The 13,849-nt window shown below is 65.6% G+C and carries 10 protein-coding genes; 4 read left to right on the forward strand and 6 right to left on the reverse strand.

Features of this window, described 5'->3' with window-relative positions; genetic code table 11:
• Positions 1-415: hypothetical protein (locus B7449_RS20080; RefSeq protein WP_148431397.1), on the forward strand; the 415-nt coding region annotated here is incomplete at its 5' end.
• Between the two features lie 510 nt (positions 416-925).
• Positions 926-1,363, forward strand: a complete 438-nt coding sequence (locus B7449_RS17260; protein ID WP_039734974.1) for a hypothetical protein — start codon at positions 926-928, stop codon at positions 1,361-1,363.
• A 157-nt stretch (positions 1,364-1,520) separates the two neighbouring features.
• On the opposite strand, the gene B7449_RS17265 is transcribed toward B7449_RS17260, so the two are convergent.
• From B7449_RS17265 to B7449_RS17280, 4 genes are all read right to left on the reverse strand, one after another.
• Positions 1,521-3,014: an efflux transporter outer membrane subunit gene (locus B7449_RS17265; protein WP_235721255.1), complete on the reverse strand. Its 1,494-nt coding sequence runs from the start codon at positions 3,012-3,014 to the stop codon at positions 1,521-1,523.
• Positions 2,971-4,146 carry an efflux RND transporter periplasmic adaptor subunit gene (locus B7449_RS17270; RefSeq protein ID WP_039734976.1) on the reverse strand — a complete coding sequence of 392 codons (1,176 nt, stop codon included), beginning with the start codon at positions 4,144-4,146 and terminating at the stop codon, positions 2,971-2,973. The genes B7449_RS17265 and B7449_RS17270 overlap by 44 nt, the downstream gene beginning before the upstream one ends.
• Positions 4,139-7,315: an efflux RND transporter permease subunit gene (locus tag B7449_RS17275; protein ID WP_039734977.1), complete on the reverse strand. Its 3,177-nt coding sequence runs from the start codon at positions 7,313-7,315 to the stop codon at positions 4,139-4,141. The genes B7449_RS17270 and B7449_RS17275 overlap by 8 nt, the downstream gene beginning before the upstream one ends.
• A 268-nt stretch (positions 7,316-7,583) precedes the next feature.
• The gene (locus B7449_RS17280; protein WP_039734979.1) at positions 7,584-8,459 is read right to left on the reverse strand and encodes an AMP-binding protein; all 876 of its coding nucleotides are present in this window, start codon (positions 8,457-8,459) and stop codon (positions 7,584-7,586) included.
• Between the two features lie 266 nt (positions 8,460-8,725).
• Here B7449_RS17280 and B7449_RS17285 point away from each other — a divergent pair, with 266 nt between their 5' ends.
• Entirely contained in the window at positions 8,726-10,171 is a 1,446-nt protein-coding gene (locus B7449_RS17285) for a helix-turn-helix domain-containing protein (protein ID WP_039735019.1), read from the forward strand.
• A 138-nt stretch (positions 10,172-10,309) separates the two neighbouring features.
• Here B7449_RS17285 and B7449_RS17290 read toward each other — a convergent pair whose 3' ends face one another.
• The gene (locus tag B7449_RS17290) at positions 10,310-11,206 is read right to left on the reverse strand and encodes a fructose bisphosphate aldolase (protein ID WP_039734981.1); all 897 of its coding nucleotides are present in this window, start codon (positions 11,204-11,206) and stop codon (positions 10,310-10,312) included.
• A gap of 498 nt (positions 11,207-11,704) precedes the next feature.
• Between B7449_RS17290 and B7449_RS17295 the strand changes: the two genes are divergently transcribed.
• Positions 11,705-12,664 (forward strand): alpha/beta hydrolase, encoded by a 960-nt coding sequence (locus B7449_RS17295; RefSeq protein WP_039734983.1) that lies wholly within the window; start codon positions 11,705-11,707, stop codon positions 12,662-12,664.
• 270 nt (positions 12,665-12,934) lie between these two features.
• On the opposite strand, the gene B7449_RS17300 is transcribed toward B7449_RS17295, so the two are convergent.
• A partial coding sequence (locus B7449_RS17300; protein ID WP_048883916.1) for a B12-binding domain-containing radical SAM protein occupies positions 12,935-13,849 on the reverse strand: 915 nt, incomplete at its 5' end.

Genomic DNA, 13,849 nt, shown 5'->3' on the forward strand with positions numbered 1-13,849 from the left:
CGCCATATTATGTGCCGCCGCCCATGCGCATGGGCCGGTTCTACGGGCCGCCCCCGCCGCCACCGCCGCCCATGATGCCGCCGCCGCCCGTGTGGTAGGAGGCAACCCTGACGTGGCCGCTTCGTTTTTCATCCACACACATCCTAGGGAGGACAGAGTGCCAGCCGTGCCCATGACCCGACAGCCCCGACCGGGGGCCATCCGCCGCCTGCTGCCCGTCATGGTGGCGCTGGTGCTGCCACTGGGCGCCTGCGCCAGGGGTAAATTCGGGGAAGATTTCTGCATTTCCTGCGCCAGTGAAAAACAGGCCGCCAGCACCGGCCCCGCTGCGGGCACGCCCGCCACCGGTGCTGCGGCACGCCCGCCGGGGGCCCCCACGTCCACGCAGGCCACGTCGGGCACGCGGCACCTGTAAGGGAAACGGGGCCACGGGGGGAGCCGGGGCATGGGGCCTGTTCCGCGCCACCATGCGGCATGCCGCATCACCGCATCATGCCATCCGCTTACGCCGCCACCCGGTCACGCCAATGTGTCCATGCTGGCCCGGATCGCGGCAAACCCGTCCCCACAGCCCACGTTTGCCCCATACCAACCGCATGAACACACAGGAGGACAGATAATGCGGCAATCCGTTTTCTGCGCCCTCCCGATCACATTGGGGTTGGGAATAGGCCTGCCGGCGAAAGCATATTCCGCCACGTCTGCAACACCGCAACAGGTCGCGGCCTGCAAGGTCGACGCCCTGCGGCTGTGTCCGCTGGACATACCGGATACAAGACTGGTTGAAGCCTGCATGCATCGCCGCATTGCCGATCTATCACCTGCATGCCGGGACACCGTGCAGGGTAAATGACGCCGTCCCGCAAACTCCGGGGGCATGCCGTGGCACAGGCCCGGACCGCCCCGCCGACGTTCGGAGGCTCACATGAAAATCTCACGCAACCTGACCGGAAACATTTCCGACATGACGACCGCCATCGGTGATTTCCTGACCGGCGCACGGGGGGACCGTTCCGGCGCGCTGTCGGTGCTGAATGACATCCTTGGCCCCCTGCCCGCGCCGGGACAGCCCAGCATGCTGGAACACCGGGCGGAGGAAATGGGCATGCTGCCGCTGATCCGCACCTGGCAGGAACGCGACAATACCTCGGTCGCGGATGAAAGCACCATCCATGCCCTGTTCCGCCCGGCGGAACTGCAACGGTTTTCCAGCCAGACCGGCCTGTCCGACCGCGCTGCGATGAATATCCTGCGCGACCTGCTGCCCTCGGCCATCCGCCACCGCGCCATCAATGCCCGCGCGGGGTGGCAGCAGCACACGGCCCATACGGATGCCACCGCCCAGAGGGCGGCTGGCGAATAACAAGCACTCAAAAAAAACCGGCGGCGGCGCATATGCCCGCCGCCATCCTGCCCGCCCGCGATGGGATTTCCCTTCCCCATGATGTGGCGGGCTTTTTTTATGGAGCGCCCCGTTTTGCGGACAGGCGGCGATCCTCGACGCTTCACGAAAAAAAACCTCACCAGAAACTTTTTGCTGGCCCGCCGGGTGGCTGGGCGCCGGACCCGCGGGGGGACGCCGCATCCGCCTTCCAGCCGCCGCCCATGGCGCGCATGAGGTCGACGCCGCTGACAAGGCGGCGCGTATCGAGTGTTATCAGATCCTCGCGCGCCTGCAGTTCGGCAGTCTGGGCAATGACGACCTGCAGGTAGTCCACCGCCCCCTCGCGGTACTGTATCGCGGCCAGGCTGTCGGTGCGCGTGGCGGCCACCACCCCTTCGCCCTGCCGGGACGCGGCATCGGCCAGGTGGTTGAGCAGCGCAAGCTGGTCCTCCACCTCCCGCAGGGCGTTCAGGGCTGTCTGCCGGTAATCCGCCGCCGCCTGCGCGTACTGCGCGTGCGTCAGGGCAAGGTTGGCGAACCGCCGCCCCCCGTCGAATATGGCAAGCGTAGCCAGCGCCGGACCCAGCGCCCACACTCCGGTCCCGGCTGATGCCAGCATGCCGGTCGTGGTTTCCGACCCGCCATTGGCCCCCAGCGTGATATTGGGGAAAAAGGCCGCCCGCGCCACCCCGATCCGGGCATTGGCCGCCGCCATGTGCCGTTCCGCCGCCGCGACATCGGGCCGGCGTTCCAGCAGGCGCGACGGCGCGGTGACCGGCAGGACCGGCACGGGCGGCAGGTCATCAACGGGTGGCAGGGAAAAGGTCGAGGGCTGTTCGCCAATCAGCACGGCAATGGCATGTTCGACCACCGCCCGGTCCGCCACCTGCTGGTCCAGCGCGGACTGCGTGGTGGCAAGCTGCGTGCGGGCGCGGCCGACATCCAGCTCATTCGCCGCCCCGCCGGTAAAGCGCGTTGTCGTCAGTTCCAGCGCCGCCGCGTACGCCGCGATTGTCCGGCGCAGCAGGGCAATGCGGGCATCAAGGCCACGTAGCTGGAAATAGTCATCGCCCAGTTCCCCCTCCAGGCTGAGGCGGACGGAAGCAAGGTCGGCCGCGCTGGCCTGCGCGCCCGCGCGCGCCGCGCGGACCAGGTTGCGGATGCGGCCCCATATGTCGGGTTCCCACGATACGGTGCCGCCGGTGGCCTCATCGGGGTATTCGTAATACCGGCCCGTGGCGGCAAACAGCGCGCGTTCGCGCTGGGCGCTGGCGGTTGCGTCAATCTGTGGGAAGAAATCGGCCCGCGCCCGACGCACGAGGGCGCGCGCCTGGTCATACCGCGCAACGGCGCTGGCCAGTTGCGGGCTGCCGTGTTCGATCCGGTCTTCCAGCCGGTTCAGGCCATCATCGCCCATGGCCGTCCACCACGCGCCGCGCGGTATCGCATCGGCAGGGCGCGCCGGGGTCCACGGGCCGGCCTCGCGGAACGCGGCGGGCATGTCCGGCAGTGCCGGGCGGTGGTAGCGCGGCGCAAGGTTGCAGCCACACAGCACGACCAGCATGCACAGCACCACCCGCCCCCGTTCAGGCGCCATGCCCGGCCTCGTGCGGGTGGACGGGGTCGCCATCGCCAATGTCATCGGGGGGGTTGGTTATGATCCGGTCCTGCGCCGACAGGCCAGTGACCTCCAGCTCGGTCCCGAAATCGGTCACGATGGATATGGGCCGGATGCGGGCATGGTCGCTTCCGTCCACCAGCGCGACGCCCGTTCCCTCGCGGCGGAACAGCAGGCTGCTGGCGGGAATGCGCACCCCCGGCGGGGCCTGTGGCCCCGGACCGTCGAACCTGAACGTCACCTGCGCATAGGCCCCGGGTTTGAGCAGGTTGGCCGCGTTGTCATACACAAGCTGGACCAGCATGGTGCCCGACTGGGAATCCACCGCATCGGCGGAATGGATCAGGCGGGCGTCAAACGGGCGGGTGCCGTAATCAGGCACCGTGAAGCGCGCGGCGAAGCCGTCATGCATCCGCGCGGCATAGGCCTGCGGCACGCGCACGTACAGCCGCAGCCGGGTCACGTCCGATACGGTAAACAGCGGCTGGCTGGCCGCCGTTCCCGCCACGATCAGCGCCCCGATATCGGTGGCGCGGCTGGTCACCACCCCGGCGAAGGGGGCGATGATGCGCTTGAACCCGGACAGGGTTTCCAGACGTTCGACATCCGCGGCGGATTCATGGCGCGTGGCCTCGCTTGCGGCAAGGTTGCCCCGGCGTTCGTCCGTTTCCTGCTGCGATACGGCATTGAGCGCATTCAGCCTGTCCCACCGCCGCGACGTGATGCGCGCAAGGTCGCGCTGCGCCGTGCGCGTGCCCAGCGCCGCCCGCGCGCCCGCCAGCTGCAGGTCCACATCAGGCGTGTCGATTTCCGCCAGAAGCTGCCCCGCCGTGACCTTCTGCCCGATATCGACATACCACTGCCGCAGGTAGCCATTGGTGCGGGCATAGACGGGCGCGCTGTACCATGCCTGCAGGATGGCGGGCAGCACCAGCGTGTCCACCGCATGCCCGCCGGGGTGCACCACCGTCACGCTGGGCACCAGGGCCGCGACATTTTCACCATGCAGCCGGTGGCGGTCATGCAGGCGCGTCAGCGTGCCCGCCACCACGATGATCCCGAACACGCACGCCCCGCCCACGATGATCCAGCGCAGGTGCGGCCTTGGCCCGCCATGAACGGCGGCGGCATGGGTATCAGCCATTGGCCCGCACCCCGTCCGTTGCACCATCCACCGTCCCGTCCGCGCGCGATCCGTGGATGATGGCGAACAGCGCCGGCACGAAAAACAGCGAGGCGCAGGTCGCGAACATCAGCCCGCCAATCACCGCCCGTCCCAGCGGCGCGTTCTGTTCCCCCCCTTCACCCAGCCCCAGCGCCATGGGCAGCATGCCGATCATCATGGCCAGCGCGGTCATGATGACGGGCCGCAGGCGGGTGCTGCCCGCCGCCTGCGCCGCGCGCGACGCATCGCCATGTTCGCCCATCTGGTCGCGGCAGAAACTTATGACAAGGATGGAATTGGCCGTCGCCACCCCCATGCACATGATCGCCCCCGTCAGCGCGGGCACGGACAGGGGCGTATGCGTGGCGAACAGCATCCAGCATATGCCCGCCAGCGCCCCCGGCAGCGCAAGGATGACAATGCACGGGTCGATCCAGCTCTGGAAATTGATGACGATCAGCAGGTAGATCAGCACGATCGCCCCCAGCAGCCCGAACCCCATGCCCGAAAACGCCGTGGTCATGGCCTGGTACTGCCCGCGCAGCGTGACGGTGACCGTCCCGGGCCGTTCGTGGTCCAGATGGCGGAGCGCCGCCAGCACGTCGGACGCGATGGCGCCAAGGTCGCGGCCATCGCCCCCGGCGAACACGTCGATCAGGGGGCGGATGTTGTACTGCGCCTCGACCGGGGAGGTCGCGCCGCGCGTGATCGTGCCCAGCGCGCCCAGAACCTGCAGTTGCGGCGTCGAAACCCCCGTTACCGGCAGGCCGATGATATCCGCCAGCGAACTGATCCGGTATTCGGGCATCTGCACGGCAATGGGGTATGTGACCATGCTGTGCGGGTCCAGCCAGTACAGCGGCGCGGTCTGCACCGTGCCCGCGATCGAGGTGGCGATGGCGGTGGTCACGTCGCCTTCGGTCAGGCCAAGCTGACCGATGCGCGTGCGGTCCGCCTCGAACCGCAGTTCGGGGTACTGGCCGGGCTGCTGGATGCGGGCGTCAACCAGCCCGTCAATGCGGCGGATGGCATGCAGGACCTTCTGCGCGAACTGCCGTGTCTCATCGGGGTTGATGCCCGATACCTGTATGTCGATCGGGGCGGGCGCGCCGAAATTCAGGATCTGGGTGGTGATGTCGGATGGCAGGAAGGCGAAGCTGGCCTCGGGGAAGGCGCGGGGCAGTTCGCGGCGCAGCAGGCGGATGTAGCGTTCGGTAGGGCCGTGGCTTTCCTTCAGCGCCACAAGGATGTCGCCATCCTGCGGCCCGATCGTGCCCGATGCGTTATAGGCGGTGTTGATGGCGCTGGTGGGCAGGCCGATATTGTCGGTGATGGAGTCCAGTTCGCCCGCGGGGATGCGCTGGCGGACCAGCTTTTCAATGCGCTGGAACAGGGCCGCCGTCTCCTCGATCCGCATGCCGATCGGGCCGCGCACATGCAGCGTCATGGTGCCCGCGTCAACCTGCGGAAAGAAGTTGCGGCCAAGGAAGGGCAACAGGCCCATGCTGAGCACCGAAAAACACACGAATCCGGTCACGAACCGCCCGCGATACGCCATCACGCTGCCCAGAAGCGCGGCGTAACGGGTGCGCAGGGCGTCGAAACGCCGCTCGAAACCATGCTGGAAACGGGTAAGGACCGTCTCGCGCTGCTGGTTCGCGTCTTCATGCGCGCGCAGCAGGAACATGGCCATGGTCGGCACCAGCGTGCGCGACAGGATGAAGGACATGACCATGGCGAACATGACCGACAGCGCCATGGGCACGAACAGGAAGCCCGCAACGCCGGGCAGGAAGAACATCGGCACGAACACGATGCAGATGCACACCAGCGACAGGAAGGCGGGGACGATGATCTCCGCCGATCCGTCGATGATGGCGGCATGCACGTCCTGACCCATTTCCAGATGGCGTTCGATATTCTCGATCGTGACCGTCGCCTCATCCACCAGTATGCCGACCGCCAGCGCAAGACCGCCCAGCGTCATGACATTCAGCGTCTGCCCCAGCGCGGCCAGCGCCGCGATCGCCCCCATGACCGATAACGGGATGGAGGTCGCGACAATCAGCGTGGACCGCCATGACCCCAGGAACAGCAGGATCATGAGGCTGGTCAGCCCCGCGGCGATCGCCCCTTCGCGCATCACCCCGTTGACCGCCGCGCGGACAAACAGCGACTGGTCATTGACGGGCCGGATTTTCAGCTGCTTCGGCAGGCCGCGTGTCGCGTCGGGGATCATCGCCCTGACCCCCTGCACGATGGCGATGGTGGAGGTCGCCCCCGATTTCAGCACCGTCAGCAGCGCCGAACGCTGTCCGTTCACATGCACCACGTTCTGCTGCGGCGTGGACCCGTCGCGCACATGGGCGACGTCACGCACCCGCACCACCGCGCCATTGACCGTGCGCACCGGCAGCATGTTCAGCAGGTCAACGGACAGGGGCGCGTTGTTCAGGCGGAAATTGTACTGGTATTCCCCGATCTTGACGAAGCCCGCGGGTGTGATCTGCGTCTGGGTGGACAGCGCGGTGCCCACGTCCTGCGCCGATACCCCGCGTGACTGCAGCTTTGCCGGGTCAAGGTCCATCTGGATCTGGCGCACCTTCCCGCCATAGGGAAAGGGGATGGCCGCCCCCGGCACCGTAATCAGGCGGTTGCGGACGAAGTTGAAGCCATAGTCATACAGCTGCTGTTCGGTCATGCCCTCGCCCGACAGCGCCAGCTGGACGATGGGCACGGTAGAGGCGTTGTAATTCAGGATCAGCGGCGGCGTGGTGCCAATGGGCAGCTGGCGCAGTATGGTCTGGGCAATGGCGGTGACCTGCGTGTTGGCGATGCGGATGTCGGTTCCGGGCTGGAAAAACACCTTGGTCACGCCGATGCCGGTCAGGGACAGCCCCTCGATATGTTCGATGTTGTTGACCGTCGTGGTCAGCACGCGCTGGAACGGCAGTTCAATGCGCCCGGACATGTCCTGTGGCGACAGGTTGCTGTATGTCCACGCCACCGCGATGACGGGAATGCCGATTTCGGGGAAGATGTCCTCGGGCGTGCGGATGGCGCACAGCACGCCAGCCATGGCGATCAGGATGGCCATCACGACAAAGGTATAGGGACGGGCAAGCGCCAGCTGGACAATTGCGTTCATGCCACCTGCCTGTTTCCTGTCGGCTATGCTGCCCTATGGTTTTCGTGGGCCCCGGCTACAGGTAACGCCCGGTCCGCTGGCCGGTTTATGGGGTGGCTCGGATAATTTTGCATCATGACGCATGGGCCGGGCGGCAGCATTGTCTTCTGGCGCGACAGGCGGATAGCGGGCGGGGACAGCAACAGTTTCCAGGTGTCGCCTTTTTCCAGAAGGCGACGTTTCCCGAAGCGGCCTGGAAAAAAAGCGTCACCAGAAACCCGTTCGTGTTTCAGGACAGGGGAACAGTGCCGCCCTGTGTCAGCACCCCGACCACAAGGGCGCTCTGCCCCGTGCGCCATGCCATGTCGATCATGCCATGCGGCAGCGCCCCGTCGCCGCGTGGCGACAGCATGTCCATTGTGTAGGATACCAGCCGCCCGTATTCCGCCACCGTATGGACGCCGCCATGCGGCCCACCCGCGCGATACGGCATGAACAGCGGGTCATCCGCGTACGTGGTCTCTGGCGGGCAGTCGGGTTCGTACCAGTCCACGACCGCGTCATACCGGTGGTCGCGCCCGGCCTGCATCGGCAGGGTCGCATCCATGGGGGCGGCCACCAGCACCAGCCTGACCCGGCTGCGCGACCCGGCCATGGCCAGCGCCCGGTCCAGCGTGGATTTCAGCCCGGCCTGCATGGCGTCATGGCCTGCATCCCCACCCGCGATCACCGCGACGGCGCAGCACTCCGACAGTCCCGCCGCCATGGCGGGCGCGCCCAGTCCACCGGCCAGCAGCACATGCACCGCGCCAATGCGCATGCATGCCAGCACCGCCACGATCCCGTCCACGCCCGGCGGCAGGGCGAGCGCTACCGTGTCGCCGCGCGCCACCCCCTGGTCCTTCAGCGCGTTTGCAAGGCGGCAGACACGTTCATGCAGGCTGCGGTAGGACACGATTTCCGGCCCCGTAATGGCGGCCCGGTCCGCATGGTCGCCCAGATGGCGATCCACGCACAGGGCGGACAGGTTGAGCATGCGCCGCCCCTGCCCGAACGGCATCGGGACGGGCCGTTGCGCCATGCCCCCCGTCACGCGCGGGATGCAGGCCCGCACGGGTGGGGCGGACAGTGTGGCGTAATCGTCCTGAAAATGGCTGCTGGTCATGGTCGTGGTCCCTGTTCGTTGCGACGCACCGGCCCGTGCGCCGGGCGGCGGTCAGTTTAAGGAAAGGCAGCGCATGGCGGGCAGGACCGCAGGCGCAGGCCCGCGTCCGGAAAAGCCCCGGTCCCCTGCCCGGCCATGCCGTGGCACCCGTGCCGTTCCCGTCTTTTTTTCGTGTCCCTGACTGTGACAAATCCCGATTGCGGGCGGAAGACGTTTTGCCGTTTAAAGAAGCGAACGCAGCGCCCCCGATTGCAAAGATTGCGAAGATGAAAAAAGCCGCCACCAAGACCTTTACCGGTTCGCGCATCCGCCACCAGCGTAACCGTGCCGATATGACCCAGAGCGCGCTGGCCACCCGCCTTGGCATATCCGCCAGTTACCTGAACCAGATCGAGCATGATGTCCGTCCCCTGCCCGCATCGCTGCTTGGCCCGCTATGCGATATATTTTCGGTCGGGGCGGATTATTTCAGCGATACTGAAGAAACGCGCGGCATACAGGCCCTGCGCGAAATACTGGCCGACCCTGTATTCGATACGCAGTCCGTCCGGCGCGACAGCATCCATGCCGCCATGCGCGCGGCCCCCGACCTGTGCGCGCAGTTCATCCGGCTGTATCGCGCCTACCTGCTGCGGCATGAACATGCGGCCGCCCCGCTGGTGGGCAGCACGCCGCCCACCCGGACGGGCCCGCAGGCGACGGGCGACCGGGTGGAACCGTATGAAGCCGTCAATGACTGGGTGCAGGACCGGCGCAACTATTTTGACGAAGTGGACCGCACGGCGGAACGGCAGTCCGAACGCATGCATCTGGATGACGCCAGTCCCGCCGAACAACTGGCCCGCTACCTGCTGGACCACCACGGCATCCGCACCGAAGTGGATCTGGGGCTGAGCCGCAGGGGCCTGATGTGGCACATGGACCGGCGGCGGCGCACCCTGTTCCTGTCGCGCATGGTGCCATCGGAAAGCAGCACATTCTGGATGGCGCAGGCGCTGGGCCAGATCGAGCACCAGGCCGTGTTCGCCCGCACCATCCGCCGTTCCCCCCTGCGTGAGGCTGAGGCCCGGGGACTGGCGCGCGTCTACCTGACCAATTATTTCGCAGGTGCGCTGCTGCTGCCCTATGACCGGTTCCGCGCCACCGCGCATGAAGTGCGCCATGACCTTGAACGCCTGCAGCGCCATTTCGGCGTCAGTTTCGAACAGGCCTGCCACCGCCTGAGCACCCTGCAGCGACCGGGCAGCGAGGGCATACCCTTCTACTTCCTCAAGACCGACATTGCGGGCAATATCCTGAAAAGCTTCAGCGCGAACCGCTTTGCCCAGTCCCGGTTTGGCGGCCCCTGCCCGCTGTGGAATATCTTCCGCGCATTCAGCACGCCGCTGCAGGTGCAGGTCCAGCTATCACAGACGACCGATGGCGCGGTGTACCTGAATATCGCCCGCACCGTAGGGCGCAACAGCATATCCTACCTGGACCGCCCGCGCCTGACCGCCGTGGTGCTGGGCTGTTCCATTGCCGATGCCGGGCAGCTTGTCTATTCCGCCGGGCTGGACCTGAATGACCCGCGCATGATCATTCCCATCGGTCCGGGCTGTCGCGCCTGCACGCGCGAAAACTGCCACCACCGGGCGCTGCCCATGATCGGGCACCGTGTCGATGTCGATAACGAGGGGCGCGGCATCGCCCCCTACCGCGCAGTACCGTAAAGGCATTTTTCAAAAAGCGTCAAATGACACCGCCCGACCGGACACATCCGGTCCCGGAGCGCATTGCATCCAGACAGAAAAAACGGCCCCCGTTTACCGGAAGCCGTTTTTCATACCCGTGCCGCAGGCAACGGGAGATCAGTCCTTGTGGGTCGATGCCGCGTAGATCTGGTCGATGGATTTCGCAAGGGCTGCGTCAAATTCCGCGTCCGTCATGGTGTAGCGCAGGTCTTCGAGCAGCGCGCGCGAGAAGCTGGCGATCATGCCATGGTTCTTCGCCAGGCGTTCGCACGCCTCATCGCGCGGATACCCACCCGACAGCGCCACCACGCGCTGCACGCGGGGGTGTTTGATCAGGTCAAGATACAGGTCGGCCTTTTCAGGGATCGAGACCTTGATCATCACCTGACGGTCACCGGGCAGCGCATCCAGCCCACGGTGCAGTTCATCATGCAGCAGGGCTTCCGCACCGGCCTTGTCCGGGCTTTTGATCAGGACTTCGGGTTCCAGGATGGGCACAAGGCCACGGGCCGCGACCTGTTCGGCCAGGGCGAACTGCTGCTTCACGATCGCGGCAATGCCCTCACGCTCAGGCAGGCGGATGACGGAGCGCGCCTTCGTGCCGTAAATGCCCTTGCTGACCGCCTGATCCAGCATGGCTTCCAGCGTGGGGATGGGCTTCATCATCTGCACGCCGCCGGCCTCGGGCTCCAGCCCCTTGTCCACCTTCAGGAAGGGGACAACACCCTTTTCACGCCACAGGTAGGTCGGCACGGGCGTGTCCTTCACCATCCCGTTCATGGTCTGCTCGAACAGGATTGCGGCGAGGATCTTCTTCCCCGTAAACGCCGGGGCAGTGATGACCCGGACCCGCATTTCATGCATCAGGGCAAACATCTGGGCATCAGTGCTGTAGGCGCTGTCGGGTATGCCGTAATGCCGCAGCGCGCCCGGCGTGGAGCCGCCGCTCTGGTCCAGCGCTGCTATGAAGCCCGCGTTTTCCGACATGTTCTTACGCATCTGGCCAACAGGCATGACGATCTATCCTATGCTTGATTATATCACTCGTGGATGAATGATTATTATATGTAACCTTCCGCGAGTTCATTGATTAACAAATTAAAATATAGGTGAAGGGACGTAAATACAAAAGATAGGCATGACCCCGCACCCATGTCCGAACCGTCGCGCAAGGCGATATCACGCGGGCCATATTCCGCACATGCGCCCGGGCGGTCAATGCGCCAGGTCAATGCACGTGCCCCCGGCCGGACCGGCAGGCCAGTCCCCCGCATCCGCCGGGCGTGCCCGTTTTCCGGGGCTGCCGGCTACCGCCAGTACGGCGCGGATGCATGGCGGCCACGGCAACATGCCTGCATTGCGCGCACAGGGGCCGTGCGCCCGTCTGCGTCCAGCCGCGGGGCACAGACCGGGGGTTTTCCAAATAACACTTTATGTTCAATCAGTTGGACGTGATGAGGCCTTTCCCCCTGCGCGCTCTATCGTAGGCGTGGATAACGTGGAGAAATCATCATGTCCCCCAACCCCGTCGCCCCGGAGTTCCGCGCGGCCCTGAAGGTCCTTCCGTCCTTTGACGGCATTTCGGATGCGACCCTGGATGCAACCCGCAAGGCGTTCATTGCCGCCATCCGTGATGTCAGGGTCCGGCAGTACCCCGATGTCGCGGTCACGACCGGCCACGTGCCCGGACCATCCGGCGCGCCACCGGTGCCGGTCGTGACCTACCGGCCCGTGGCCAGCCACCCCGATGCGCCCGCGCTGGTCTATATTCACAGCGGCGGCATTGTCAGCGGCACGCCGGAGGTCGATGACGCACGGTGTCGGCAGATGGTCAGCGAACTGGGCATGGTCATATTTTCCGTTGATTACCGCCTGGCGCCCGAAGCCCCCTATCCCGCCGCCATCGAGGACTGCTACGCCGTGCTGAAATGGGTGCATGACCATGCGGCGGAGCAGGGCATTGACCGGCAGCGCATCGTGATTGGCGGCGACAGCGCGGGCGGTGGCCTGACGGCATGTCTGGCGCTGATGGCGCGCGACCGGGCGGAGGTCGCGGTGCTGTTCCAGCTACTGATCTATCCCATGCTGGATGACCGGACCGGGACCACGGTCATGCCGCCCCCGGTCATGGGGGAATATATCTGGACACGGGCCGCCAATCATTACGCATGGAATGCCTATCTGGGCCAGACGCCGGGCTGCGCGGGTGTGCCCGCATATGCCGCCGCCTTCCGCGCGGCGGACCTGAGCGGACTGCCGCCCGCCTATATCGGCGTGGGATCGCTGGACCTGTTTCTGGACGAGGATCTGGACTATGCCCGCCGCCTGATGGCCGCAGGCGTGCCAACCGAAGTATGCGTCATTCCCGGCGCCTATCACGTCTTTGACGTGTTCATTCCCGACGCGCCGTTAAGCCGGACGTTCACGCAATCCTATTTCGCCGCCCTGAAGCGCGCCATTGCGCGGGACTGACCGCGGGTGACGTCACCGGCTGAAAGAAACCAGACGCCTCCGGGTGTCGCCTTTATTCGAAAACGACGGCATCCGCGCAGCTGATCCAGCGCAGGATGCCGGGGCGAACCCGCAAAATGACCCGTGTAATCACATTAACGTGCGATAATGTCATGGCCAGACATGCGTGTATCTCCCCTGCCCCATTATCCGGCAGGATCATGCAACCGGCCTGCACGCTCCCCCGCTACGGCGCGTGCAGGCGCGCTGTAGCGGGGCGGATGGTGCGGATCAGGCCGGGACCAGTGCCGCGCCAACCGGCGGCATGGATGGCGGGGCCTGCCAGCGGCCCGTGTCGACATTGCTGATTTCCTGATCGATTTCACCAACGACCTGTCGGGCGAACGGGCCAAGATGCAGGTAAAGCGCGCTTGTCATGACCACATAGGGCAATGCCCTGGGGTTATGCAGCGCGCAGTCCACCAGCATGTGCCAGAACTGCCCTGCCGTTCCCGGCCCCGCGCGGTGAATACGCAGCAGCAGCCGGACAAAACTGCGCAGGTCCCCCTTCACCATCCGGTGCGTCCGTCCACGCCGCAGCATCCGCCCAAGCCGCCGCACGCGGCCGAAATAGGCCACGGGGTCATAAATCGCCTTCAGCACCGTGCGGTAATCGTTCAGCACGTCACGACGCGGGCGCTTTGTTTCGAAATTCAGCCCTGCCGTGCACTGGTCGCCCGACTGCGTGTCCTCACTGCCTGAAAACAGGCGTCCTTCGGCCAGAAGGCGGCGCGTCAGCTGGGTCGTGGGCAGGGCATACAGCAGGCCGACCATGCAGACCGGGATCGAGGTATCTTCAATACAGTCGATCATGCCTTCGGCCACGCTGCCCTTTTCACTGTCGAAGCCGACGATGAAACCTGCATTGACGAAAATTCCGGCCTTGTGGATCGTCTCGATGCTCTGGCGCAGGCTGCGGCGCGTGTTCTGCTTTTTCTGCATCAGCACGAGCGAGTCCGTGTCCGGGCTTTCGATCCCGACGAATATGGCGAAGAAATTGCTTTCGGACAGGCTGCGCAGCAGGTCGGCATCATCGGCAAGGTTGATCGATGCCTCGGTCGAGAATTCGAAAGGAAAGTTCCGTGCGTCCTGCCAGCGCTTGAGGTCGGGCAGGAATTTCTTGAGCGCCTTCTTGTTGCCAATCAG

Source organism: Komagataeibacter intermedius TF2 (assembly GCF_000964425.1).
Lineage (GTDB): Bacteria > Pseudomonadota > Alphaproteobacteria > Acetobacterales > Acetobacteraceae > Komagataeibacter > Komagataeibacter intermedius.